Annotated in this window: 25 protein-coding genes; 6 read left to right on the top strand and 19 right to left on the bottom strand. The window is 33.4% G+C overall.

The genetic code is table 11. From position 1 onward, the window contains the following. Window positions 1-11: 11 nt before the first annotated feature. The 6 genes from BR43_RS13480 to BR43_RS13450 all read right to left on the bottom strand — a co-directional run bounded on the left by BR43_RS13480 (window position 12) and on the right by BR43_RS13450 (window position 5,799). Window positions 12-1,109 carry a hypothetical protein gene (locus BR43_RS13480; protein WP_034562805.1) on the bottom strand — a complete coding sequence of 366 codons (1,098 nt, stop codon included), beginning with the start codon at window positions 1,107-1,109 and terminating at the stop codon, window positions 12-14. A gap of 19 nt (window positions 1,110-1,128) precedes the next feature. Continuing rightward, a complete protein-coding gene (locus BR43_RS13475; RefSeq protein WP_034562803.1) occupies window positions 1,129-1,317 on the bottom strand; it encodes an endonuclease/exonuclease/phosphatase family protein in 189 nt (62 codons plus the stop codon). Between the two features lie 1,111 nt (window positions 1,318-2,428). Then, a complete protein-coding gene (locus BR43_RS13470) occupies window positions 2,429-2,761 on the bottom strand; it encodes a hypothetical protein (protein WP_051933968.1) in 333 nt (110 codons plus the stop codon). 908 nt (window positions 2,762-3,669) lie between these two features. Beyond that, on the bottom strand, window positions 3,670-4,440 hold the full coding sequence (locus tag BR43_RS13460) for an ABC transporter permease (protein WP_034562799.1): 771 nt from the start codon (window positions 4,438-4,440) through the stop codon (window positions 3,670-3,672). Further along, window positions 4,433-5,368: an ABC transporter ATP-binding protein gene (locus BR43_RS13455; RefSeq protein ID WP_034562797.1), complete on the bottom strand. Its 936-nt coding sequence runs from the start codon at window positions 5,366-5,368 to the stop codon at window positions 4,433-4,435. The genes BR43_RS13460 and BR43_RS13455 overlap by 8 nt, the downstream gene beginning before the upstream one ends. 104 nt (window positions 5,369-5,472) lie before the next feature. Then, on the bottom strand, window positions 5,473-5,799 hold the full coding sequence (locus BR43_RS13450; protein ID WP_034562795.1) for an ArsR/SmtB family transcription factor: 327 nt from the start codon (window positions 5,797-5,799) through the stop codon (window positions 5,473-5,475). A 90-nt stretch (window positions 5,800-5,889) separates the two neighbouring features. Here BR43_RS13450 and BR43_RS20745 point away from each other — a divergent pair, with 90 nt between their 5' ends. Further along, a complete protein-coding gene (locus tag BR43_RS20745) occupies window positions 5,890-6,060 on the top strand; it encodes a DUF6609 family protein (RefSeq protein WP_425393636.1) in 171 nt (56 codons plus the stop codon). A gap of 58 nt (window positions 6,061-6,118) precedes the next feature. Here BR43_RS20745 and BR43_RS13445 read toward each other — a convergent pair whose 3' ends face one another. After that, window positions 6,119-6,466 (bottom strand): hypothetical protein, encoded by a 348-nt coding sequence (locus BR43_RS13445; protein WP_034562793.1) that lies wholly within the window; start codon window positions 6,464-6,466, stop codon window positions 6,119-6,121. 255 nt (window positions 6,467-6,721) lie between these two features. After that, entirely contained in the window at window positions 6,722-6,985 is a 264-nt protein-coding gene (locus BR43_RS13440) for a zinc ribbon domain-containing protein (protein WP_034562789.1), read from the bottom strand. Between the two features lie 524 nt (window positions 6,986-7,509). Here BR43_RS13440 and BR43_RS13435 point away from each other — a divergent pair. Together BR43_RS13435 and BR43_RS13430 are read left to right on the top strand one after the other, a co-directional pair. After that, window positions 7,510-7,938 (top strand): hypothetical protein, encoded by a 429-nt coding sequence (locus tag BR43_RS13435; protein WP_034562785.1) that lies wholly within the window; start codon window positions 7,510-7,512, stop codon window positions 7,936-7,938. Between the two features lie 30 nt (window positions 7,939-7,968). After that, window positions 7,969-8,274, top strand: coding sequence for a DUF1801 domain-containing protein (locus tag BR43_RS13430; protein ID WP_245617867.1), 306 nt, complete (start codon window positions 7,969-7,971; stop codon window positions 8,272-8,274). Between the two features lie 58 nt (window positions 8,275-8,332). Here BR43_RS13430 and BR43_RS13425 read toward each other — a convergent pair whose 3' ends face one another. Together BR43_RS13425 and BR43_RS13420 are read right to left on the bottom strand one after the other, a co-directional pair. Further along, window positions 8,333-8,752 (bottom strand): GNAT family N-acetyltransferase, encoded by a 420-nt coding sequence (locus BR43_RS13425; RefSeq protein ID WP_034562783.1) that lies wholly within the window; start codon window positions 8,750-8,752, stop codon window positions 8,333-8,335. Between the two features lie 287 nt (window positions 8,753-9,039). Then, window positions 9,040-9,387: a hypothetical protein gene (locus BR43_RS13420; protein ID WP_034562781.1), complete on the bottom strand. Its 348-nt coding sequence runs from the start codon at window positions 9,385-9,387 to the stop codon at window positions 9,040-9,042. Window positions 9,388-9,529: 142 nt separating this feature from the next. Here BR43_RS13420 and BR43_RS13415 point away from each other — a divergent pair, with 142 nt between their 5' ends. Further along, window positions 9,530-10,888, top strand: a complete 1,359-nt coding sequence (locus BR43_RS13415; RefSeq protein WP_034562779.1) for an MATE family efflux transporter — start codon at window positions 9,530-9,532, stop codon at window positions 10,886-10,888. 101 nt (window positions 10,889-10,989) lie between these two features. On the opposite strand, the gene BR43_RS13410 is transcribed toward BR43_RS13415, so the two are convergent. Genes BR43_RS13410 through BR43_RS13400 form a run of 3 tightly spaced genes read right to left on the bottom strand, consistent with a single transcriptional unit; the run spans window position 10,990 to window position 13,473 of the window. Beyond that, window positions 10,990-11,805, bottom strand: coding sequence for a Cof-type HAD-IIB family hydrolase (locus BR43_RS13410; RefSeq protein ID WP_034562777.1), 816 nt, complete (start codon window positions 11,803-11,805; stop codon window positions 10,990-10,992). 19 nt (window positions 11,806-11,824) lie between these two features. Next, window positions 11,825-12,448, bottom strand: a complete 624-nt coding sequence (locus tag BR43_RS13405) for a sugar O-acetyltransferase (protein WP_034562775.1) — start codon at window positions 12,446-12,448, stop codon at window positions 11,825-11,827. A 23-nt stretch (window positions 12,449-12,471) separates the two neighbouring features. Next, window positions 12,472-13,473, bottom strand: a complete 1,002-nt coding sequence (locus BR43_RS13400; protein WP_051933967.1) for an ROK family protein — start codon at window positions 13,471-13,473, stop codon at window positions 12,472-12,474. Window positions 13,474-13,834: 361 nt separating this feature from the next. On the opposite strand from BR43_RS13400, the gene BR43_RS13395 reads away from it, so the two are divergent. Next, window positions 13,835-14,854, top strand: coding sequence for a linear amide C-N hydrolase (locus tag BR43_RS13395; RefSeq protein ID WP_034562773.1), 1,020 nt, complete (start codon window positions 13,835-13,837; stop codon window positions 14,852-14,854). Window positions 14,855-14,881: 27 nt separating this feature from the next. Next, entirely contained in the window at window positions 14,882-15,400 is a 519-nt protein-coding gene (locus BR43_RS13390; RefSeq protein ID WP_034562770.1) for an HdeD family acid-resistance protein, read from the top strand. A gap of 532 nt (window positions 15,401-15,932) precedes the next feature. On the opposite strand, the gene BR43_RS13385 is transcribed toward BR43_RS13390, so the two are convergent. The 6 genes from BR43_RS13385 to BR43_RS13360 all read right to left on the bottom strand — a co-directional run bounded on the left by BR43_RS13385 (window position 15,933) and on the right by BR43_RS13360 (window position 25,164). After that, complete coding sequence (locus BR43_RS13385; protein WP_157464037.1) at window positions 15,933-19,340, bottom strand: fibronectin type III domain-containing protein; 3,408 nt, start codon at window positions 19,338-19,340, stop codon at window positions 15,933-15,935. A 413-nt stretch (window positions 19,341-19,753) separates the two neighbouring features. Next, the gene (gene gap / locus BR43_RS13380) at window positions 19,754-20,758 is read right to left on the bottom strand and encodes a type I glyceraldehyde-3-phosphate dehydrogenase (protein ID WP_034562766.1); all 1,005 of its coding nucleotides are present in this window, start codon (window positions 20,756-20,758) and stop codon (window positions 19,754-19,756) included. Between the two features lie 382 nt (window positions 20,759-21,140). Next, a complete protein-coding gene (locus tag BR43_RS13375; protein ID WP_034562764.1) occupies window positions 21,141-21,833 on the bottom strand; it encodes an MgtC/SapB family protein in 693 nt (230 codons plus the stop codon). Beyond that, window positions 21,833-22,711 carry a glycerophosphodiester phosphodiesterase family protein gene (locus BR43_RS13370; protein ID WP_034562762.1) on the bottom strand — a complete coding sequence of 293 codons (879 nt, stop codon included), beginning with the start codon at window positions 22,709-22,711 and terminating at the stop codon, window positions 21,833-21,835. The genes BR43_RS13375 and BR43_RS13370 overlap by 1 nt, the downstream gene beginning before the upstream one ends. 3 nt (window positions 22,712-22,714) lie before the next feature. Further along, a complete protein-coding gene (locus BR43_RS13365) occupies window positions 22,715-23,479 on the bottom strand; it encodes an HAD-IIB family hydrolase (protein WP_084679939.1) in 765 nt (254 codons plus the stop codon). A gap of 32 nt (window positions 23,480-23,511) precedes the next feature. Beyond that, window positions 23,512-25,164 carry a PTS transporter subunit EIIC gene (locus BR43_RS13360; RefSeq protein WP_034562760.1) on the bottom strand — a complete coding sequence of 551 codons (1,653 nt, stop codon included), beginning with the start codon at window positions 25,162-25,164 and terminating at the stop codon, window positions 23,512-23,514. Between the last annotated feature and the right edge of the window lie 31 nt (window positions 25,165-25,195).

Below are 25,195 nucleotides of genomic sequence, written 5' to 3'. Positions count from 1 at the left end.
CCAATAAACTTTTATTTCTGAACTAACTTGATTCCTTCTATCAACTCAATAATTTTCATTTCATCTATTCTATTATCTCGGTATGCGGGAGTTATAAATGAATCTTGCCAAAATGCATACAATTCGTTATTCTCATTTCTTATTTCTACTACGTTAGGATACTTCTCTCTTTGGTTAATTATACCAGTATATTTATTTCGTCCTAATATAGCATCACTAACAATAGCTATTAAAATCTTATTTGATATATCTTCTATATTTAACTTAATATAAATACGGTTCCCTCCGATAGCGGATAGTTCCCTTGCTTCTTCTATACAACTAGATGGACTAGGACAAATATTCTTATATTTTCTAAGTTTTATTTTTTTCATTAGCGTTTGAAACCAATATTTAAAATAAGCACATACTCTATTTTTATGGTCGCTGAAGATAACTTTTTTTTCGATGTAAATCATTTCTCTTGCTAAATAAATTACAGGAATATTTAACATCCAAACCAAAGGTTCTATTCCAAAGGAAAGCCAAAAATCTAACGAAAAAACATCATTCATATTTTCAAAAAATTGAACTAGTGACGTATATATCATAAACAAACCTATACTTACCAAGAAAAAATTAAAAAACTTAGAAACAATTTTCGTATCTTCTTTTTGATTTGCAATTGCTATAAAAACAGAAAGAATCGTTACAATAAACACTAACACCATTTCCCAAACAACAGATAAAGTATACGTTGAATTTATGAAAAGAGGAATTGTAGCTAAACTGAACAATTCAGTTTTTTTCTCATGAATTAGTTCACTAAATTTCAATATCTTCAAATACTCAACAATTGGAAATACTGAAAAAAATAAAACAATTAAGTAGTCTTTTATATACCATAAAGAAACTTGCAAGTTATCTTTATATACAAAATAATAAATTGTAACAATGTAAATTAAATTAAATGCAATCATTACTACAGCAATAGGATTTAATAAAAATTCTACCGTATATTTAACAACATCTTTTAAAGAATCCAGCAGATTGTTTTTCCTTCCAAATACAATAATAAGAAATAATAAAATTAAAAGCCAATATAAAATTGCTTGTTCTCTAGTACTCACTAACTACTCTCCTCCACTACTAATAGTAAGTAACATAATAATCTAAAAGATTTTCTTCCATCAATTTAGCATTGTTTATACCTTTAAATTCAACTAAAACAATAATATCAGGATTTTTTCTAACAATTTCATTAATAACGTACTCTGGAACATCTTTACTTGATGAATACTGATTGACATTCCATTCTAAAACTTTTAAATCCCCCATTGCGCCGCCTCCCCTTATATGTTGTACAACAACTATACATATAAAGCGCAAAAAATTCACTATATTTTAAAAAAAAGACTGATAAAATTAAGTCTTTTATAATTTTATCTAGTAAAGGAAATTTTGATACCATTCATGAAACCATCGTGGCAATCTTACAAGGGTTAGCGTACTTAGGAAATAGTAATAATTTTGAAAGTGGAGCGAACGGGTATCACACCTTGAACTTGAATTCGTTAGATTGGTAGCAAAAACTGAACTCTTACAATCAAGCCAATAAAAAAGATCGTTTCGAACTGAAAGAAGGTAAAACCCAATATGGTACTTTTTATCAAGTCTTGAAAAATGAGGAAATAGATAAAGGAACGACAGAACAACAACGTGTTGAAAATACTCTAAATGATTTAAAGATGGCTATTCCCAAATAGAAACTTATCACTACTAATATCAATGTAAAAGCGCAAACTATAAATTTTATAAATCATAAAACAAGGACTCGTTCAAGATATCATTAACTATGTTGAGAAAGAATTTATTTAAATAAACTATAATTTTTAAATCTATCGCACTATTGTTTGGTAAACTCTTTTGTTTTCTTTATAACCAAGTGCAGAATGATAAATACTCATACTATTCTGCGGGGGCAAGATCAAGGATAGAGAAGATTTTTTCAAATTCTTCCTTTGTCCAAAATTCACACTCTTTCTAACCTTTTTTACATTTCCAACTGTTTTAGCAAGGTTATTAGAACTGATACTTAAATTATACGCTCGCCTTATCTTATCGAAAACAAGCCATAGATATCTCGGATATAAGGCATTACTAACCTTATCTGTTAAATCATTTTGCTATTTTTAAATTGAAATTGGTGTAATTGATGATACTTTTTTTCTATAAAAAGGCTGAAAATGAAGCTTCATTGAAGGATAAATGGTTGTTATAAGTTCGCTCCTTAACTCGTCTTTTGTATACTTTAAGTCGTTTGAAAAATTCTTAAATCAGTATGGTTTTAATAAACTGGTATCACTATCATTTAATTAAATTATTTTTCTACCAGCAGACGAAGCCAAATATCGAACTTTTCCTTGCTAACTTCTTTTTAATTGATACTTCATGAATAATCCACTTCATTTTCTTCAGGCTCGTCTAGTGGAGTCATTGTCTCCACTTCTTTTAGGCTAATTTCATCTGCTTCTTCAAATGTTAAGTTTAAAATTTCTTGATGTTTTTCTTTAAATTCTTTAAGTGTTAACCAATTTTCTTCATTATCATCACTGATAGGACCTTGAACCTCTTTTGCAAGCTCACATACCATAATGTATAAGGCGCGCTTATCTACTGTTAAAATATCAATGTGCGTCGTTTCAATATAGAGCATTGTCCTATTTCTAATTGGATCAAGCATAATATATTCTGCAGAAAAAAAGTTCTCTGTTCTTTCCATCTTTCATCATTTAGGCCTGTATCCCATTTCAAAGAAAGGGAGAAATTATTTTGTAAAGTTTCAGTATTCCCTCCATGAGATATCTCTATTTTTTTGTGAATATAACGACTGAACCACATTTTCTCTGCCAAACCTCGATATCTTAAATTTATAACTGTTTTTTAACTTCTATATAGATTCTCCCTATGACCTTTACTAAGTTTCTGTTTTAACTTGGCTCAACTTATTTTAAGCTGCTAGATGAATCCTACTAAGATTTTATCATCTTTAATAAAGTCTTTTCCACCACCGAATTAAATTTTATTTTCATCTAGTTCTGTCTCTACCCCTACATTTCTTTTTGTTCCATCAAAACGTAATTCCATTTTACCATATGTTGATACTACCACTAGATTACAGATAGTCCAAAATCTAGACAATGGTTCCTTTGAAAAAAGAGAAAGTGAGAACGTCATGTTAACCAACAAAGATGCAACAAAAGAAGCGTATGAAGTGATTTTAGCTATCTGGTAACGCTCTGTCATCGCCACTCATCATTTTTTATCAGCAACGGACCGATTATTTTATAAAGAGCAGATTCCTAATTTTTCAACTCATGTTGACTTGCTTCTATGGCTTGAAGGTAAGCAATTTATTGGCTTTAGTGGATCAAATAAACAAGAATTAGATCGGTTGTTTATTGATTCAGATTTCATTGGCAAAGGTTTTTGTAGTCAAATACTGACTTGATTGATCGAACATAGATAAATCAATCAAGTTAAGGTTAATCAGCAAAATTTAAATGCTAAAGAATTCTATCTTAGATATGGTTTTCATGATGGCTTTAATAAACCCTATCCTATTCTTCATTTAAAAAGAAAAATAGCTACAGAAACTCTCTAAAGAAAGTTTCTATAGCTTATTTTTGCTTAACTTCTTAATCCTCTACCTTTGCTAATCAAATACCAGCAAATTGAATAAAGTACAACGATAAAAAGAATCAAAATAATCATTGAAATAGCAACTGGGACATCTACTGTTCCTAAAAATCCATAACGGAATCCTGAAATCATATAGACAATCGGATTAACCTTAGAAATGGCTTGCCAAACTGGTGGCAACATTGAGATTGAATAAAATACACCACCTAGATAAGTTAAAGGCTGCAAAACAAAGGTTGGAACAATGGATACGTCATCAAATGATTGAGCAAAGATACCATTGATTAACCCTGCTAATGAGAACAAAATAGCCGTCATTAGTAGTGTGACAATTACGATAAACCATGAATAGACATGCAATGGGACAAAGAATAAGGAAATGATTGTAACTAAGGTTCCTACTAAAATACTTCTTCCAAGTCCACCAATTACAAATCCCCAAATAATAACGTGAGTCGGAACTGGTGCCACCAATAATTCTTCAATATTTTTCTGGAATTTCTGAGAAAAGAATGACGAAGATACATTTGAATAAGAGCTTGTGATAGTAGACATCATGATCAAACCTGGCACGATGAATTCCATATAAGAGAAGCCACCCATTTCACCAATTCGACCACCAATCATCTTCCCAAAGATAACAAAATATAATGACGTTGTAATTACTGGTGGGACTAACGTTTGTACCCAAATTCGTAAGTAACGGTTGGTTTCTTTAACGGCTAAACTTTTTAACGCTGTAAAATAAAGACTAAACATTTTTTTCCTCCACTCGAACTTTCTCTTCTGTAATTTTCAGGAATAGTTCTTCTAATCGGTTGGACTTATTACGCATCGAAAGAACTTTTATTTTTTGTTCACTTAACTGCTGGAATAAATCGTTGACTCCTTGGTTTCGCTCAACTTCTACTGCAAGTGTCAGTTCATCTTCAAAAGTGCTAGCGTATCCTGTAATTTCAGGTTTGTTAGCATACGGTGCTAAATCAAAGATAAATGTTTCAAACTGTAATTTTGAAAGCAAGGTTTTCATACTTGTATTTTCAATTACCTCACCTGATTGAATAATTCCGATGTTGCGGCAAAGCATTTCTGCTTCTTCTAAGTAATGAGTGGTCAAGATAATTGTTGTTCCATTTTCATTTAACTCTCTTAAAAACGTCCACATTTCACGTCTTAATTCGATATCTACACCTGCTGTTGGCTCATCCAGAATGAGTAAACGCGGTTCATGCATCAATGCTCGAGCAATCATTAAACGACGTTTCATTCCGCCAGAAAGCATTCGCGCCCGGACATTGCGTTTTTCCCATAAATCTGATTGTTTTAAATATTTTTCACTACGCTTCAAGGCTTCTTTATGAGAAACACCGTAATAACCAGCCTGATTGACAACAATCTGTTCAACTGTTTCAAATGGATTAAAGTTGAATTCTTGAGGGACAAGACCAATTTGTTGCTTTGCACGAACTAGATCTGTATCAATATCATAGTCAAAAACTTTTACTTTACCTGATGTTTTATTCACAAGTGAGGTGATAATTCCAATTGTTGTTGATTTCCCTGCACCATTTGGACCTAAGAGTGCATAAAAATCCCCTTCTTCGACAACTAAATCAATTCCACGTAAGGCTTCAACGCCTGTTGCATAGACTTTCTTCAAGTCCTTTATTTCAAGTGCATATGTCATTTAATTACTAGCTCCTTATTGTATGATTTCTTAGTCTAAATAAGAAAAAATAATTTATTCTCCCTATACTTCTCTGCATATCGATAGGATGCATTTATCTCATTCTAACTTTTTACCTTTACTGCTACATCATTATTTGAGCAAATGCGAGTTGCTTCACCCTCAGAAAGTAAGTTCCCCATAGATGCCATAAATTCTCTGACAAAATCTTCTCTTAGCATATAATGGTGCCATTGCCCTTTCTTACTCACCGAAACAATCCCAGCAGTTTCTAGTACTTTCATATGATGTGAAAGCGTTGGTTGCGTAAAATCAAAATGCTTTAACACCTCACATGCACACAGACTGCCTCCTGAAAGAAGATCAATAATCTTCATTCTTTTAGGATCTGCCATCGCTTTAAGTACCACAGAAGTTCTTTCATAATTCATTTGTATTCCTCCTAAAACACATAGACATCTATCTATATAAAATATAGATGAACATGAATATAAAGTCAAGCAGAACAACTAATAAAGTGTTTGATTTTATATGGAAAGCTAATTGGTTTACTAGGTATTCTCGTTTCACTAAATGCAATTTGCGCCTTATTGTTACCAATTTATAGTCTCACGCTGTTTTTCTGCATTGATGAAATTCTTAAAATCGTATTTGGCGGACTCATGATAAAATTAGCTCCAATTAATTTTTAGCTGAACTTACACTATATAAAAAATACCAAGAAAAAATTCTTGGTATTTTTTATTTGTTCTAATTTAATTTAAATTCTAGCAGCTCTTTAACCTTACTAAGCTCATCGAATTTCGTCACAAAGCCAAAGTCACTCATATTCACGTTAACAGAGTAAGCCTGTTCTTTTTCTCGAATCATAATCGATTGACGAACAGAATCTCCGATAGCATCCTCATTTTTAGCTTCAAAATAAAAAATCCAGCTCGTTATAGTGTTATCTGCTGTTTCTTCTTTTAAGTCAGATTTAACAATTTCAGTTAATTCATCAAGCACAATTTCATTCAGTTCATCCTGAAGATAACCATACCAAATTGTCCGAGATGCACCATCTTCATGAGTAAATGTTTCATCAAATAGTTTTTTCATTGAATAGCCTCTTTTCGTTAGTTTATCGTTAAAGAAGTAGCTCTAGTTTTATACTATCACAGAATAAACAAAGAGGCCTAAAATGAACACGCTTATTACAAATTTAATCGATATTTTTTATTCTCAAAAGCAAAGCTATAGATATTTCCACCAAATAAAATTAAAAAACCATTGAAATTCATTTATCTGAATTTCAATGGTTTCTATTTTTAGTTAGTCTTTTTCTCTTTTACAATAAACAACTTGCAATAAAAATTAAGCCTTCCAGCGTTTTAAATTTGATAGATAACCGATCATTTGTTTTTTTATCGTTTCTTTTTCTGAGTCAGTTTTGGCAGCACGATAATCAGGCGAATACTCTAAGCCTTTATCCACGTATTGTTCTAAAGTGAAGTCATTTGTGAAAGCACCATCTTTATAACAATGTACACAATATTCTGTTGATAGGCTGCCATCTGAATTTGTTCCTTTATTTTCATCTTTTTCAACATCCATTCCACAACTCTGACACGTAAGCATATTCGTTTCCTCCTGCTCTTTAATTTGTTGCCATCAGTATAACAAAATCTGAACTATTTTACGAAAGAAACCTATCGATTTTTTAGTGCTTACAAGTGTAGCTGATGGATAGTTAGGATCTATTAATTCCATACGGAAGAAAAGAAAATCTATCTAGAAAAAGATACTGATGTACCCCAAAAAACTGTCTATCCTACTTACTTTAATTGCACTTTAAGCTTTATCTATAGGCATCTATTGAACTATGTTCTTTTGTATTTAGTAACTAAAATAGTTGTGGCTAACTAAATAATTGGCGCACAAATTTCGTATTTGTCTTCGTTTTATAACTTTAACTCCATCAGTATTCGCCTCTGTACCAACTTAATATAAAAGGAAATACAACTATATTCTTTAAATGAGTCAATTATTTTTTTTACTATTTTTCTAGAAAACTTTATTTGGAATTTTTTTGATAATTGGGATTTGATATAGTATAGTATTTATATAACGGGTTTTATACATAGTATATGGAGGATTTTTTTATGACTTATCAATCAAAAAAAGCAATTTTATCTTTAGTTTCATTTGTTGTTACTTTTGTGCTACTTTTCTGGAGATTTGATTTGCCACATTTAACCCTAATTCAGGGCTGGGGACAATTTTTTCTGTTGCTTTTTGTAGCTATTGGAATGATTACTATTTTTGCATATCTCATTTTTGATGAGATCTATCGTATTTTAGGTAGAAACAAACTACCTCAAAAAAAACCTAAACATGGGCTATTTGAATTAAAAGCTCTTCGGAATTTTTGTTTCGTACTATCTGTTGGGTTCTTTTTATCCATGACCCTACTGGCTTTTGGTAAAGGCTTGACGGTTCTATTTATTCTAATGACTTTTTCCATACTGGCTGCTGGAATTATCATGTATACCTCTTATATTTTCTATTACGAGAGCAATCATTGGCGATGACTCAACACCGAGATACAAACTAAAACTTTTTTGATTTCGTTTAATTCTACTACTTTCACTCATTATCCAGTTGAATTTAGTGAGCCGCTAGTAAAAATCAGACAACTTAGTTTAGATAATGCCAAAGAAATTGTTCCTGATGAAGAAATGACTGAAAGTTTAAAATGGAACCAACCCAGCTATGGTTCACCCATCCGAATTGATCGTTTTGGTACAGATAAACTGGCTCTTTTCTTCCATTCTCAAGCAAACTTAGTTGAAACATTTAGAGGATTATTTGTGGATACTCTTGAGTTTTCTAAAAATCGTGCAATTGTCCTTGATCCCAATCAATGAGCTTTCTATTTGCATTCAAATAGCTTTAACTTATCATAAAAAATAAATTTTTCTAGTTTTAAGCAAGATGCTTTATCATAAAATGATGGCTTTCACCAACTAATGGGAAATCTTGAATCAGTCCAATTTGTTGATAGCCATTTTTTAAATAAAAATTAGGCGCATTAAAACTATAAGTTTCTAATAACACTAATAAACAGTTTGCTTCTTGAGCGATAGCTTCCACGTGTGTTAATAATTTTTGTCCAACGCCTTTACCTCGAGCTTTCTCATCTACATAAAATAACTCAATCCGCAATGCTCCCCAATGAATCTCGCCAACAATTCCACCTAAAACAACTTCGTTTTCAGTTAGTTCATAACTGATTTTTTTGCTTTCATAGCCTTTTAAGTCACGAACTTTTTCTTTTGTATACTCATCTAGATGTTCAAGTAATTGTTGACTATTTTTTTGATAATTTATTGGATTTATTTCCATGTTCTAACACCTCATCGATTGTATTTCGGTAATTTAACGCAAAAAAACTGGATAAGAATAATCTTATCCAGCAAACGCCCTCCGACAAGGAATTATATTACCACTAAACGTAGTGTAATGCAACTGGTTTTAAGAATTAGATACTGGTTCTTTTTCTTAACTTCTCTAGGCTACAATTAATTTAGTCTATTATTTGAAATTATTTAATTCAAAGGAAACAGCTGATCAATATAAACTAAATTAAAGGAAAGAGAAACTTATGACTAAAGAGATTTGTTAATTACCTCCTACTTTCTGATAATCCTCTTCCAGAATTGATACTCTTCCTCATGTAACCAATCTGAAAAATAACCAATTTCAATTATAAATTCGCTTTTAATTGGCAATTCTTGAGCTAGTAGATGTTCTAATTCTTGACATGCCTGCTTTTCATTATTCGTAACAAAATAACAAAGATAGTGCTGCTCTAGATCTGATAAATAGTCAATACAATCAAATTCAAGATTAGACGTGTTTTTAACTAGCCACTCTTCAAATTCTTCATTTATCAAGCTAAACTCTTTTTCTAAATCCAGATCAACTAAATAACTATCCACCTCTTTTTTAGGATGAATATAAATTTTTATGATTGCCATTTTGCACCACCTGTCTTTATAGTGTATCTATTTAGTTTAACATCAATAATGACCGTTTCAATAAAAAATTCATCTTCACTCCTTGTATCTTCAAATCAGTAGTCTATAATTAAAGAATATGGATTTATGAAAGGGGTTTTATATGGATGCTAACCGAATGGGTACGGAAAGTACTCGAAAGCTTTTAATTGAATTTTCTATTCCTGCAATTATTGGAATGGTTGTGAGTGCAATTTATAATATTGTTGACCGCATTTTTATTGGAAATACACCAGATATTGGTTCGCTAGGCTTAGCGGCTATTACGGTGACTTATCCTGTTACTTTGATTTCACTGGCCTTATGTTTACTAGTTGGTGTTGGTGGGGCAACTCGTTTTTCAATCTCACTAGGCTTAAAAAACAAAAATGATGCAGCAACTTATATGGGAAATGCTTTTCTTTTGATTCTCTTTTTTGCACTGTTGTTTATGATTTTTGGCAATTTATTTATTGAACCAATTCTATATTTTTTAGGTGCTAGTGAAGCAGTGGAACCGTATGCGGTGGATTACTTAAGTATTATTTTATTTGGGAGTGTCTTTCAAGCTATCTCAATGTATGGAAATAATTTTTCGAGGGCTCAAGGAAACCCTAAGAATGCTATGATTTCTCAATTACTTGGTGCCGGATTTAATATTTTATTTGATTATATTTTTATTGTTCAGTTTGGTTGGGGAATGAAAGGTGCCGCGTATGCAACGATTGGCGGAATGTTCCTTAGTGCGGTTTGGCAGTTAGCCTTCTTATGTAGCAAAAGAAGTTATATTCCAATTACCTTAAAATTATTAAAGCCAAAAGTAACCTATATGCTAGAAATTATTAAAACAGGTATGCCCATCTTTTTAATGCAGCTCTCTAATAGTATTTTAAACATTATTCTGAATGGTAGCTTAGCTATAAATGGTGGCGATTTGGCTGTCTCGACGGTTGGAATTATCACTAGTTTTCAAACTTTATTATTAATGCCTGTTTCTGGTATCATTCAAGGTCAGCAAGCTATTATTGGATATAACTTCGGTGCTGATAAGATGCAACGTGTAAAGGATACTTTAAGAGATGCGGCAATTGCAGCGACTATTATTGTTGTTGCAGGATTTCTAGTGGTTCAATTTATGACCGTTCCTATTATTACAATGTTTAACAAAGAACCTGATGTTATTCGTTTAGGTGTTCCCTCAATTCGGATTTGGTTTGCTGCTTTGCCTATTGTTGGCATGCAGATTATTTTTTCTAGTTATTTTCAAGCTGTTGGAAAAGCTAAGATTGCTAGCTTTTTAACCTTGAGTAGACAAATTTTATTGCTGATTCCATTGATTTTAATTTTATCTCGTTTCTTTGGATTAACTGGAATCTTTTTATCCGTTCCTATTTCAGATGTTTTATCTTTTGCAATTTCCAGCTGGTTCTTGAAAAAGGAAATGTCCACTCATTATCATAAAGATCAACTTAGCATAGATTAAATCAGCTTATCAAAACACAAAAAACCCCTGATTCGTTAGAATATCTCTAGCCAATCAGGGGTTTTTTTAATTAAATCTATGTGTATAAAGCGTTGATTTCATTAAGCTTTCTCACTTTGATTTTTATCCAATAATTGTTCAATAATCACGAGTACCCCCTCATCATGATTGCTTGGTGCTACGAATTTGGCTGCATCTTTAGCAACTTGACTGCCATTACTCATCGCATAACTGTGTCCTGCATGGCGCAACATCTCCACATCATTGCCTCCATCACCAAAACTAGCAATATGATCTTCATGAATTCCCCATTTTTTTTGTAATAATTGAATTCCATTCGCTTTATGCAATCCTTTAATAATTAAGTCAATATCGCCATGACCGCTAGTAACTGCCGTAATCTCTCCATCAAATCTTTGATTAAATAAAGTTACGATTTCTTCCGTCATTTCTTCTGGAACATTCAAAGCGAATTTGAAAAAAGTATCCTCCGTTAATTCTGATAGATTCGGAACAACGTTTAAACGATGGTAATAAATCCGTCCATAATCGACAAATACTGGATCTGTCTCTTGGCTAACATAGGCACTTTGGCGCCCACAAAGAATCGTCCGAACTTCTGGTAAATCTGCTAAAAAGATTAAAATTTCACCAACTAATTCAAGATCCATTTCACCACAAAAAAGTTCTTCTCCTTCACTGATTACTAAAGCACCATTCTCAGCTACAAAAGAAATCTGTTCCGCTATTTCGGGAAAAAAAGATTTTAGTTGATAATATTGATTGCCACTAGCCACTACAAATTTAACATCTTGCTTTACCATTGTTTGATAGATTGCTTCAAATCGCGAACGATTATACTCATTTGTCGGCTTTAAAAATGTTCCATCCATATCCACTGTCACCATTTTAATCATCGTATTTGCTCCATTCTATTTAGTCTTTTTTAGTTGCATCAGCCCAATAAGACTTTTGTTGCTTTTCCCAGAATTCAGTATCTTTTGCTGTAATCTGACGTAAAACGCGACATGGGTTTCCAGCTGCAATTACATTCTCTGGAATGTCCTTCGTTACCACTGAACCTGATCCAATAACTGTATTTGCTCCAATCTTAACCCCAGGATTCACCGATGTATTTCCACCAATCCAAACATTGTCTCCAATTGTGATTTTACGTCCAAACTCTAAGCCTGAAATCCGAACAGCAGGATCAACTGGATGTCCTGCTGTAAATAGATTAACTTTTGGTCCAAACATAACATTTCGCCCAATTTCCACAGCAGCCACATCTAAAATCACACAATCAAAGTTGGCATAAAAGTTCTCTCCAATTTCAATATTTGAGCCATAATCACAATAAAATGGTGGTTCAATATAAATTTTCTCACCTGTTTTTGCAAATAATTCCTTTAACAAATCTTGTCGATAGCTTAACTGTTCTTCTGTTGTACTGTTAAACAAACGCGTTAATCGTCTCGAACGTTTTACATCTGCCACTAATTCTTCATCACTAGCAAGATATAATTCTTCTGCTAACATCTTCTCTTTCTCACTTTTCATTTTAACACTCCCCATTCTGAATTTTATTCCTGCATTTTTTCAATTAACTCAATTCCCTGCACAAGTAAGCCATGTAGATAATCTTGGTCAAAGCTAGCCGATGAAACTAATTTTGGTAGCTTAATTGTTGAAAATTTAGCAAATAAACTCGCTTCAATAAATACCCTATCTTCCTTCAATAAGCGCTTTGATTCAGTATAAATCACAATCTCATTAGGATCATACATACTAATAATTGTTTGGATCACTTCTGACATATTTTTGGCTAAGTCAATCTCTGACACTGGGACTTCATGCCATTTAGCCGTTAATGGCAAATACTTAATTTCTCCAGCAAAGCCATTACGACCTCTCACAATCTGACCATTTAACCAAATCCCAGATCCTGGTGGAAAATCTCTTGGATAGTAGATTCCGACAATGCTTTCATTCTTTCCATCTTGCTTAGCTGCGTAGCCTAAAACAGCGGCGTTAATATCATTCTCAATCGTTACAGGTAACTGAAACTCTAACGCAATCTCCTTACGCAAATGAACCCCGATTAACTGCGGATGATCGCTCATTTTCAAGATTCCCTCAACTTCTACACCAGGAATACCAATGCTAATCCCTTTGATTTTCGGCTCTTCTATTAAGAATTTCTGGATTTTTTCTTTTAGCTCCACCCATGAAAATGCTAAATCAGAGCTTTCTTCTTGTCTTAAAATAGTGCCGTATAAATCACTAATATAAAAATTAAAAACAATTTGTTGATTTTTTTCAATTAACTGAATCACTAACAATAATTGATACTGAGCATTGTATTCGTAGGAAACTGCATGGCGACCGCCTGTCACTACTGAATCTGAAAATTCTTGTACTACTTCAGATGCAACTAGTTCAGGAATCAATTTATTCATCGTTACAACACTTAGACCACTTAATTTAGCCAATTCACCTTTAGATAATGGGCCTTGATTTTTGATAATTTGTGTTAAAAAAGTCAAATTATGTGCTTTAATAGTTTGTGGCTTACTGGCCCTCATAAAATAGCCCTCCCTTAATAAACAAACTTTATTAACTATACTTATTATAGAAAAATACACTAAAAAAGGCAACTTTTAATTTTACTGAAACCTACCATGCATTATAATACTAACTAAAGGAATGAGAGTTATCAAAGAAACCGTATCAACTCGCTGGTGAATAGGATAATTTTAAATTATGTTGTTCTATTTTAACTCCTCACTTTACCCATTACGTTCAATATAAACAAATCCAACACTTCTTCACTAACTAGACATATTTCTAAATCTGTTCATTATCTGACATTTCTAAATTTTTGTAGATTCTTTTTTCACTTTCCTTTAGCTATAATAAAAATAGTTAAAGGGAGGATGTTACGATATGTGTACAAATATTATGTTAAAATCAATTGAAAATGATATTTTTTGGGGTAGAACAATGGATTTTACCTTCGATCCCTTTTCAGTAAATAGCAAAATAACGATTATTCCAGAAAATTATGAAATTAAAGGAGAAAGTTTAACTTGGGTATCCAAATACCGCTTTATGGGAATTAATATGAATGATTCTTACTTATTTTTTGATGGAGTGAACGAAGCAGGACTTGTAGGTGATTTACAATATCTAGAAGAATGTAGTTGGGATACTTCTGAAAATCTAAACAAACGTGGTTTAACGCCTTTATACGGTGAAGAAGTAGTGACTTGGATTTTAAGTAATTATGCGACTGTCGCTGAAATTGCTGAAGCTATGACGAATTTCGGCTTAATGATTGGCAGCTATCAACCCTTTATCGATATCGCTCCTAAAGGGGCTAGCCCAATTGTTCCGCTACACTATACTTTTACTGATAAGAGTGGTGAATCAATTGTTTTAGAACCGACGGATAATGGCGGATTTGTTATTTTTAAAAATACGATTGGAATAATGACAAATAGTCCTACTTATGATTGGCACTTAACTAATTTAAGAAATTATATTGAATTAACGGATTCTAATCGTGGAAAAGTAACACTTACAAATGATATCTTACTAAATCAAATTGAAAGTGGTTCTGGTCTACTAGGATTACCTGGTGATTATACTGCACCTTCTCGTTTTATTCGAGCTACTTTTTTATCTAAATTTATTTACCCATTTAAATCAGAAGCTGGAATCAATACGTTATATAAAATTTTTAATCCATTTATCATTGCAAAAGGTGTAGAAAAAGTTTCTCCTGGTTCAAAAATTAGCGATTTTACTGGTTACTGGATTGGTTATGATATTAAAAATCTGACTTTATCCATTCAACCTCATGATACAACTACATTTACCATGGCTTCATTAAAAAAAGAGACTACTAATGTGATTCACTCTTATGAGGTTAATCATCAATTATTAGCACATCAAGCAAATTAAAAATACGATAAGAGAGAGTGATAAATTATGACACAACGTAAAACAGATTGGGGTTCATTAATTTTAGGAGTTTTATTTATTATTACCGCGTTATTTTCTTTCCAAGATCCAATTGGAAACTTAGCAACAATTGTCATTATTTTTGCACTAATGGCTATCTTAAAAGGGCTATTTGAACTATTTTTCCGAAATAAATTAAAAGAACTGACTGGAATTAAAGCCTATGTACCGATAGTTACCGCAGTTGCTAATATTGTGATTGGTGCTTACCTTTTATTCAATCTAGATATCGGCATAACTATTTTACCTTATGTATTTGCTACTTGGTTCTTAATTGATTCTATCTTAGGATTATTTACTTTAGACTTAGCTAAAAATGTAAGTACTGGACATCTTTGGTTTACTGTCATTGTAACTATCTTAGGAATTATTTTAGGCTTGATGCTTTTATTTAATCCAATTTCTTCAGCCCTAACACTTAGTTTTTTAGTTGGTTTTTACTTTATGGTCTTTGGTATCAATCAAATTGTCTATGCTTTTAGATAAATAAAAAATCGATTACGGTTTGTCTATTTATTCAGAGCAAGAGCGGGTAACCTAGAAAAAAGCATTTAACTTCCAGCACCGAGTGGATAATACCTACTCGGTGCTATTTAAATTCCCGTGAATTTCAGCTTATTTTGAAAGACTCTTTTTTTCTAACCTTCTTTTTATTATCTCTATATTTTCTGAATGTAACCGATATGTATAGCTAACATAATTTGTCATTTGCTGTCCCTATTCTTGGGGTATTTTTCTTTCTTTTCCTTCTAACCAATCTTACAAAAAATTAAAAATACTCCCCATAAAAAACAATAAATAACTTTGGAATTCCTCTTCAATAAATTGTTCAAACGATGGATTTATGTATGTAGAAACGTTAAATATCCCGTCTTTCATTTCAAATTGTAACAATAATACTACTGTCGATTTTCAATCGTACACTTAACAACTATTCCACTGTTGTCTATGCACTATCTCAGACTAAAGAAGACTTCATTGACTAGCCTACATCAATGAAGTCTTCTTTTATTAGTTTCTATTCATCTGTCGGTTGCTGTCCTTGTTCAATAATACTACCGTGGAAACCACGGGTGGTGACACCATCTAGATAATTCAAGATATATTTACGATCCCATCCAGTTCCGACCTCACCTGTTACTTGATCGATTCCACTGCTGACACTTTCACCAGTTCCATTGATAATGTGATTGATTTTTTGCAAAGCTCCATCACTTTTAGCAAATGTTTGTGTGGTTGCATTCTCAATCAGAACTCCTGGTTTATTTGGTACTTCAATTGCATTTTCTTGTTGAATTTGTACTTTTGAAGCATCATAAGTTGGTCCAGTATAAATGAAAACATTGTAGATTCCCAGTCCCACAGCATAATGCTTATTGACTTGATTGGCAACTTTATAAGCTGAATAACCTTTTACTGTATTATCATGAGACATCCAAGCGGCTTGGCTAATTGGATCATAAGGCGTTTCATTTTGGTAAAAGTATGTTGCACCATTTTCACCATTCCACAGAGTATTGTATTCTTGGAAATGTTCATTAAATAACGCATAGGAAGTAACGTTATTGCCGTTTACGATTAATCCATGATATGAAACATTGCCATCCCACGCTACACCTGCGCCATGATCTGCACGCCAAATCCAAAAATGATCGCCAATGACATCATTACTATTAATAATTAAGGCATCATCAGATTTTGTTAAACTGGCAGTCGTCCCCCCAACACGGAAGAATAAATCAGACAATAAAGTTGGATTTTTAGCATGATCTTTGGAATCGCCTTTTGCTCCAACTTCTAATAAACTCTTAGAGTGAGCGCCAGCATCAAAAATTAATCCTGCAATAGTAACCTTGTCAACATCTGCAACTTTCATTGCGGTTTCAGTGTTGTCAGGAATGATCGATGCCATTCCAGTCCCTAGGACAATTGTATCTGCCTTTGTCACTTGAATAACCTCTTCTGCATGATAAATTCCCGGTGTGAAGAATAGATGTTTCCCAGCTGCTAATTGCTGATTAATTTTCCCAGCAGAATCGCCTTCTTTAGCAATATAGAACTCGCTAAGTGAGTGACTCGTTCCATTCCCCATATTCTCTTTTGACCATGAAATTCCTTTTGTGTTCTTAGTTAAAGCTGGTACAAAAACTTTGTATTCACCATCATTATCAAGATATAAAAATGGTTTCTCACGAATAATTGGTGTTGTACTTACATTCGTCACTACTTGTTGATTGTTATCTGCCGTTGGAATTCCCCAATTACTGAAACCATTGCCTTTTACTAGTGCATCGCCATTATTTCCAGTTGGTAGATTAGGCGCTTCTACACCTTGATAAAAACCATTTAAAGTCGTTCCAAATACATTTCCAATAACTTTGGAATTACGTGTATAGAATTGTTGACCAGAGAAGGTTCCTGCACTATTTCCAGCCGTATCTTTGCCTTCAACTAGAGAATCCGCCATGTAACCGCCACTTGCCCAACCATAATTCCAATCGTAACTAACGGCTCTTTGAGAATAAATTCTTCTAAGTGGTGCAGCTTGTGCCACGCCCCAGTTAAATTGAGCTGGACGCCAGCCGCCAAAGTAAGATGTGTCATCTCCTGTTGCCATCACTGATAGATTTTCTGCAGAACGCCAAAAATTCAATGTTGCATTGTTATTATCCGTATAGGCAGGCACTTCCATATTATTTAACTTAACTTCATATGGAGTCCGGCCTAAACCAGCGACTTGAGTATAGAATCCAATTGGCATTGTTTTTGTCTTAGTATAATCACCAGGTTTAAAATAAATTCCAAAACGATTTTCATTAAATTGTGCATCATTAGCTTGATCGTTTTGTTTTGTAAAAATAGCCACCATCAGTTCATCAATTTTCTTTGTATCATCGTATGGCGAGAAGATGTACATGTTCTTCCCAAATAAAACTGTTTCTAACGACGTATATTCATCTGATAATGGTGCTTCACCATTTTCATTTATTGCGGTTACTTTGTAGTAATTATTGTATTTTGACTCATTTAGTTGGCTATCAACAAATGTAGTTGCTGTCACATTTTCAGCAATTTTTTGATACCCCTCTTTGTCGTAAGCACTTTTTGCACGATAAATATTGTAGCCTGTTGAATTTGCTACAGCTTTCCAATTTAATTCAATTGTTGAGCCAACTTCTTTAGCAGTTAGTCCTTCTGATTGTACAGGAACATCTCCATTTTTAGTTTGAATCGTTAGTTTTTCGCTTTCTGAGTAAGGGCTTACACCATTCTTTGTTTGAACTGTAATTTCGTAAGTGGTTCCTGCGGTAAGCCCTGTTATAGTTTGTTCATTTTCTTTTGTTTCTTTACTAGTAATTGGAGCTAAAGTTGCTGGATTAACAGCAGTCACTTGATACCCTGTATAAATACTGTCCTTAATTCCTGTCCAAGAAATCGTTACAGAAGTATCTTTGACTTCTTTGGCAACTACATTTTCCACTGCTTTTGGTTTTGTAACTGTATGAATCACAAATTTTTCATTATCCGTTAAAGGTGTTGCATAACCTCGAACTAAATGATTGTCCTTCACTGTAATATAAGAATTATTTTGTGAGTCTTTAAAAGAAATTGTTCCATCGCCATTTCCTTCAACAATAATCGATTCCCATCCACCTGCTTTAATATCACTATTTTGGAAGACTGTTTCTGCTCCACCAGATTTCCAAGCAAGTGTCGTGAATTTTTTAGAAACGAAGTTCATTACATTCACACCATTAAAATCACCAAATAATGTTGAAAAACGTAAATCATCATTAACTTTGTCAGCCACTTTTTCGCCATCAACCGTCAATGGATTGCCGTTTATACCGTCTGCCTTAATGAATTTCCCCGAAGCTACGTGTTGGATATACACACTAGTATCATCGTATTTTGGCGAAATAATATAAAACAATTCAGCTTTGCTGCTATCGCCAATGGCTAATTTTCCATCTCCACCACGAACAAGATAATCACCTGCAAAATTCTTGATTTTTGACAGACCAGAATCTGGGTTCACTACTTCGATCTCAAATCCTTCCCAGCTTCCAGATTGAATCGTTGCTTGTCTCGTTCCACTAGCATTTAGCGTTTCACCGTTGCTGACCCAAACATTCGTTGGAGTACCAGAAAGGCTAATTTGTACTCGATTTACTTCTGGATAACTTGTTACGTTAAAAAGCGCTTTTGCTTGTAGATTATTCCCAGTTGTTTCTGTCACACTCTCTTGTAGCGATTGGTCATCATTGACTGTAATCACTTTACCTGAAGTTGCTGATACAATATATGAAAAAGCATCGTTCTGTTGATAATTTCCTTTATCGACAGCATCTTCAGCTAAAGCTGTAGTAGGTGCCGTCATTATTCCTCCAATAACCAATAATCCAATAAATAACTTTTTAATCATTTTATTCTTCCTTTCCAACTTTTTTTAGATGGTACAGAATGCTAGAATTATTAACTTTTGCTCTGACTTAACATAACGCATAGTCTGTGAAATTAAAGAATGGACACTTTAGTAAGTAGTCGATTTAGTTTTTTGCGGTTTAAGCTTCAGAATATGCATAAAAATTATTCTCTTTCTCCTTTCTAATTATTTTTTATTAATATGTTACTCAACACATTATAATGAAAAGAATTGGATTTGTATGCGTTTTCTAAACTTTTGGAACATATATCATCTAAAAAAACATGATTTCATTTTATATTCAATTCTGTTATTTCAATTATTAATAATATGTAAATATATCACTATTCTGATTGGTAGTAATAAAAAAAAACAACCTGAAACGATCTCAGGCTGTCTTTTTAAACTATTCTTTATAATGTTGCATATTTTTCTAACGTACGAACTAATTGAGTAACAAACCCATATTCATTGTCATACCAAGCAACGGTTTTAACTAATTGTAAGCCATCAAATTCACTAATTTCAGTTTGAGTACTATCAAAGATTGAACCAAAATGACTACCGACAATATCTGATGAGACAATTTCTAAATCTGTATAACCAAATGACTCATTATTATCTGTAGCTGCTTTTAAAGCTGCATTCACTTCTTCTTCAGTTACTTTTTTATCTAAAACCGTCACTAATTCAGTGACTGATCCTGTAATTGTCGGCACACGTTGTGCATGACCTTTTAATTTGCCTTTTAATTCTGGAATAACTAAGCCAATTGCTTTTGCTGCGCCTGTTGTGTGAGGAATTGTATTTTGTGCAGCCGCTCTAGCAGCTCTCAAATTATCACCACGAGGACCATCAACTAATGATTGAGTTGCAGTATAAGCATGAATCGTTGTCATCGTACCAACTTTAATCCCAAATGCATCATTCACAGCTTTAGCCATCGGTGCTAAACAGTTTGTTGTACAAGATGCAACAGAAATAATTTTGTCATTCGCATCAAGAATATCATCATTTACATTATAAACAATAGTTTTCATATCGCCAGCTGGTGCTGAAATTAAAACTTTCTTCGCTCCTGCTTTCAAATGTGCTTCTGATTTCTCTGCCGATGTGTAGAAACCGGTACATTCAATTACAATATCTACATCATGTTGTTTCCACGGAATGTCTTCTGCATTTCGTTCAGCGTACACTTTAATCTTGTGATCATTCACGACAATCGCATCGTCCTCAGCACGAACGGTTCCATTCAATTGATGATAAACAGTATCAAACATCAACAAATGTGCTAATACTTTTGGACTTGTTAAATCATTTACTGCGACAACTTCGATATCCGAAGAAGTTTCAAGTAATCTTCTATACACTAAACGGCCAATTCTTCCAAAACCATTGATTCCAACTTTTACTGTCATATTATTATTCTCTCCTTAAAGTTAATGTAATAGGAACTGTTCACCTGTTGAAACGATTAAAAATAACTAGTTGAATTGCTTTTTCCATTCTAGGCTAAGATTGGTCTAGAAGAAATTTAACACCTTACGATAACATCGCCTCCTTGATTTAATTATAAATATATAACAAATAACTTTAATCCGTATAAAGTATACCACTAAGGATACTCCATGTAAAACCATAGGTACTAATAAAAAATAAGCTTGAAAAATAACACATTTTAGCTTTCATTAAAAAAAATAGAATCCTGAATAAGTTGAGATGTCACAGAATTTAACCATCCATTTAACTAAAAAAACAGTTGCCTTCCTACATAAGTCGTAGGAAGGCAACTGTTTGTATTTACACATTCAGCAGCTTAATATTGGTTACATTTTGATGAACTGAGATATCTTCAATAATGTCTAAATAAGTTAAGTCTGCCGGCAACTCAATTGTGTACGTATTTGTATAAACTCGGTAATCTTTTTGAAAATCAACACTAAAATCGATATCTTTAATGGCGACTTTTTTTTCTAAAAAATAACCTGTAATAAATTCTTTCGTCTCCACCCGATGAATAAATTTTACTTGCAACTTTTTAATTGTCGAAATTCGGATTACTTTTTTTAATAACGTCAAAGCTAAAACAATTGCACCCGTCCCCACTAGCACAATCTCATAGTAACCCATTCCAATAGTAATGCCCAAGCAAGCGACGGTCCATAAGGTTGCAGCTGTTGTTAGCCCCAAAATATTGGTTCTCGTCACAATAATTGTCCCTGCACCTAAAAATCCAATTCCACTTACTACTTGAGCAATTAACCTGGACTGATCGACACTAATCACTCCTAATAGTTCTGGGTTTTCCGTAACTCGCACGATTGCATCAAGACTTAAAGATTGTTGAACAAGTGCAATAATGGTTGCCCCTAAACACAGAAGTATATGAGTTCTGATTCCAGCTGGTCGATTTTTATACTCTCGCTCAAAACCAATCACACCTGAAATCACAGTTGCCAATGTAATTCTAAAAATAATAGCTGAAATTGGCATTAAGGACCAACCTCATCGTTTTGCTCTGTTACCCATTGTTGCCTATAGTTGCTTAAAATTGCAGGCCAATCTGTCTGTAACACATTTATACCTAAATCCATCATAAAACCCCACCCTTTTTCAGGTGTGTCAATAATTGACAGGTTGTCTCCAATCGCAACAAATAGTTTTTTTGTGTCGTTATAGGTAATTGCATTCCCCCACACGAATAGACCCATTTCATGAATTTTTTGAATGTTTTCTTTTTGGTAAAAATCACTTTCTGTTGAAGTAACTTTAAGCTCTACACCTACAATATTCATGCCTTCAATTTGTTGAATGATTGCTAGTTCTTCCAGCGTTTCAATTTTTGGCATAAACATATAGTTAACTGGACGATTCTTAAAGAACTCGATACATTCCTGATCTAATGGACCCTTTAAAATAGCTTGATTGGCAAAATCATATTGATCAATTAAATCACAGACATCCTCATAAAAGCCCCACGTTCGGTCAATATTAAACAAGGTCTCTCCCTTAAATGCTTTTAAAGTCGCTTCAAATGTTTCTACTGGATAATCCACAGTTTCTAAATTACTATTTACAAAACGTAAGTCTAAAATTTCTGCTGCCGATTTTTCTCGAATATCAAATGCCTCTTTAAAATGTTTTTGCTCCATCCCATTGTGAAAGTTAAACAAGGTACCATCTGTAGAACGAATAACATCCATTTCAATAATATCGCCCCCCATTTGAAGAGCTGCCAGATATGAAGGAATCGTATTTTCTAAAATGTTCCCAGCTGCGCTCCCTCTGTGAACGGCAATTAACACTTTCTTCTCAGCTAATTGTTGATTTAATAAGTGATTTACAGCCGAATATTCTTTTTTTCCAATCAATGGTTATCCCTCCAAATCAGTATGATTTAAAAAATGGTTAATTGCGTCATTAAATCGTGGCACACTATACTCTGCACTCTTACGGACATTTTCAGGTGCATGATCCATGCAATAAGATTTATTTGAAATTTCAAACATAGAGATATCATTTTCAGAATCCCCAATAGCAATAATTGTTGTTTGAGGTTTTCTAATTTTCATCAATGCATTGCCCTTTGATGTATCTGTACCTGTGACTTCAATTCGTCGACTTCCAACTTGAAAAATAGACAAATTCGTAAATAGCATCTTTAATTCTACTGTAATTTTTTCAGCATCTTCTATACTTTTAGGGCGGATATTTAGCTTATAGATTTTTTGATCTTTAATTAAAGGATAAGGATCGTCGACTTGAACAAAGGTCAATCCCATCAAAGTACCTTCTGCTTCATGGGCAAAATTTCCAATTCTCTTTTTCCCATCTAGAGCATCAAAAACGAGTTGATTTTTTTTAAGGTAATTCATTAAAGCCTTAAAGCTCACTGAATCAATTGGTTCATCTACAATGGTTTCATTCTTTTCATTCATAACTAACGCACCATTGAAAGCAATTTTATAATCGACCTTAATATTATAATGCTCTTCAATATACTCAATCTCACGAATCGATCGACCGGTAGCAATTCCCATACTACAGATTTTTTCAGCTTCCTTAAATGCATGTAAATCTTCTTTTGTAACTTCACTGGAATCAAACACAAAGGTCCCATCCATATCTATAAACATCATATGATTACTCAGTGTTCTCACTCCCTTTAAATTTAAATACCTTCTTCAACTAACTCAATAATACGATTTTTTAACACATTTGCATGTCCACCATAAATTGATTGCATTTGCATATTAGATTCCACAAAACCTTTTGCGCCAAGTTCTGATTTGATACGTTCTCCTTGAACTAAATCTTTATCCTTCACTGTAATTCGCAAACGCGTAATACATGCGTCAACATCCACAATATTTTCTTGCCCACCGTGACACTCAATTAAAGCCAATGCTTGTGCATCCAGTGCAGCATCTGTTTCCGATTTCTTTGCTTTTTTATCCTCTTGATTGATGTTGTATTTGTTTCTCACTTCGTCTTTAGTAGCTAACTTCACTTCTTCATCCCCATCTTCACGACCAGGTGTTTTTAAATTAAACTTCAAAATCATAAATTTAAAGACAGAGTAGTACATAATCCCACAGAAAATTCCAACTATTGGAATCATATACCAATGAGTTTTAAACCCTTGAATCACGCCGTAAATTGTAAAATTAATTAAACCATGCCCCATCGGTGCCATCACTGCTGCTCCAACCATTTGCGTAATCATCAAAATCAACCCTGCCATTACCGCATGTGCTGCATACAACATTGGTGCTGCGAATAAAAAGGTAAATTCAATTGGTTCAGTAATTCCTGTTACAAATGAAGTTAATGCGGCTGCAAATAATAACGAAGCCACCGCTTTACGTTTTTCTGGCTTCGCTGTTTTATACATCGCATAAGCTGCTGCTGGAAGCCCAAACATAAAGTAAACGAATTTCCCTGCATTGAAACGTGTGATACTTGGATCAATCGTTGTAATATCAGGACTTGTTAATGAAGCCATATAGGCATTAATTGTACCTCCAACTTGTTGACCATCAATTGTCCAGACACCACCTAAATCCGTTGTCATTACTGGCAAATTCAAGCCATGATGCAAACCGAATGGCAATAATGCACGTTCCAAAATACCATATAAGAACGTTCCACCATAACCTGATTTAATAATCATCATAGATAATGTTGAGATTCCCATTTGCACAAATGGCCAAACAATAAATAAAATCCCTGCAACAACCGTCATTACTAAAATACTCATAATCGGCACTAAACGCGGACCACTGAAAAAGCCCAATACTTCTGGCACGCGAATTTTCAGAGTCTTTTTATGTACCCAGAAAATAACTAAACCTGTAATAATTCCACCAAATACATTTAAATCAATCGTTTGAATTCCTAATACTGACGTTTGCATGCTTTTCGCTAAAGCAAATTTAGCGTCACCGCCGTCCATACCGTCAGTCACTACTAACGTTCCCGCTTGAATCAGCAAAAAGTTCAGCACCTTATGCAGCACAATAAATCCAACAAATCCTGATAAGGCAGCTGAACCTTTTTCAGATTTAGCTAAGCCGACTGCTACTCCAATTGCAAAAATGACTGGTAAATTTCCAAAAACAACATTTCCTAAAGTTACAAATAAGTTCATAATAAATTGAAATACGGAATTGTTTAAAAATGGATACAAATTTAACGTATTCGGATTAGTAAAAGCTGCTCCAATCCCTAAAATAATTCCTGCTCCAGGCAAAATCGACACTGGCAATAACAGCACACGTCCAAATTGTTCAAAAGCTAAAACCAGTTTGTTTTTTTCCTTCATGTTCATTCTCCTCTCAATCTAACTTACATCT

Source organism: Carnobacterium gallinarum DSM 4847 (genome assembly GCF_000744375.1).
GTDB classification, from domain to species: Bacteria; Bacillota; Bacilli; order Lactobacillales; family Carnobacteriaceae; genus Carnobacterium; species Carnobacterium gallinarum.
This window is presented reverse-complemented; position numbering and strand designations above follow the sequence as displayed.

What these genes read in the sequence shown, in the direction of transcription:
- BR43_RS13470 (WP_051933968.1), bottom strand. Translation starts at nt 2,761, where the DNA reads ATGGAAAGAACAGAGAACTTTTTTTCTGCAGAATATATTATGCTTGAT.
- BR43_RS13450 (WP_034562795.1), bottom strand. Translation starts at nt 5,799, where the DNA reads ATGAATTATGAAAGAACTTCTGTGGTACTTAAAGCGATGGCAGATCCT.
- BR43_RS13420 (WP_034562781.1), bottom strand. Translation starts at nt 9,387, where the DNA reads ATGGCAATCATAAAAATTTATATTCATCCTAAAAAAGAGGTGGATAGT.
- BR43_RS13475 (WP_034562803.1), bottom strand. Translation starts at nt 1,317, where the DNA reads ATGGGGGATTTAAAAGTTTTAGAATGGAATGTCAATCAGTATTCATCA.
- BR43_RS13455 (WP_034562797.1), bottom strand. Translation starts at nt 5,368, where the DNA reads ATGACATATGCACTTGAAATAAAGGACTTGAAGAAAGTCTATGCAACA.
- BR43_RS13435 (WP_034562785.1), top strand. Translation starts at nt 7,510, where the DNA reads ATGACTTATCAATCAAAAAAAGCAATTTTATCTTTAGTTTCATTTGTT.
- BR43_RS13375 (WP_034562764.1), bottom strand. Translation starts at nt 21,833, where the DNA reads ATGCCAATTTCAGCTATTATTTTTAGAATTACATTGGCAACTGTGATT.
- BR43_RS13445 (WP_034562793.1), bottom strand. Translation starts at nt 6,466, where the DNA reads ATGAAAAAACTATTTGATGAAACATTTACTCATGAAGATGGTGCATCT.
- BR43_RS13410 (WP_034562777.1), bottom strand. Translation starts at nt 11,805, where the DNA reads ATGATTAAAATGGTGACAGTGGATATGGATGGAACATTTTTAAAGCCG.
- BR43_RS13460 (WP_034562799.1), bottom strand. Translation starts at nt 4,440, where the DNA reads ATGTTTAGTCTTTATTTTACAGCGTTAAAAAGTTTAGCCGTTAAAGAA.
- BR43_RS13425 (WP_034562783.1), bottom strand. Translation starts at nt 8,752, where the DNA reads ATGGAAATAAATCCAATAAATTATCAAAAAAATAGTCAACAATTACTT.
- BR43_RS13415 (WP_034562779.1), top strand. Translation starts at nt 9,530, where the DNA reads ATGGATGCTAACCGAATGGGTACGGAAAGTACTCGAAAGCTTTTAATT.
- BR43_RS13360 (WP_034562760.1), bottom strand. Translation starts at nt 25,164, where the DNA reads ATGAAGGAAAAAAACAAACTGGTTTTAGCTTTTGAACAATTTGGACGT.
- BR43_RS13365 (WP_084679939.1), bottom strand. Translation starts at nt 23,479, where the DNA reads ATGATGTTTATAGATATGGATGGGACCTTTGTGTTTGATTCCAGTGAA.
- gap (WP_034562766.1), bottom strand. Translation starts at nt 20,758, where the DNA reads ATGACAGTAAAAGTTGGAATCAATGGTTTTGGAAGAATTGGCCGTTTA.
- BR43_RS13390 (WP_034562770.1), top strand. Translation starts at nt 14,882, where the DNA reads ATGACACAACGTAAAACAGATTGGGGTTCATTAATTTTAGGAGTTTTA.
- BR43_RS13385 (WP_157464037.1), bottom strand. Translation starts at nt 19,340, where the DNA reads ATGATTAAAAAGTTATTTATTGGATTATTGGTTATTGGAGGAATAATG.
- BR43_RS13405 (WP_034562775.1), bottom strand. Translation starts at nt 12,448, where the DNA reads ATGAAAAGTGAGAAAGAGAAGATGTTAGCAGAAGAATTATATCTTGCT.
- BR43_RS13440 (WP_034562789.1), bottom strand. Translation starts at nt 6,985, where the DNA reads ATGCTTACGTGTCAGAGTTGTGGAATGGATGTTGAAAAAGATGAAAAT.
- BR43_RS13395 (WP_034562773.1), top strand. Translation starts at nt 13,835, where the DNA reads ATGTGTACAAATATTATGTTAAAATCAATTGAAAATGATATTTTTTGG.
- BR43_RS13400 (WP_051933967.1), bottom strand. Translation starts at nt 13,473, where the DNA reads ATGAGGGCCAGTAAGCCACAAACTATTAAAGCACATAATTTGACTTTT.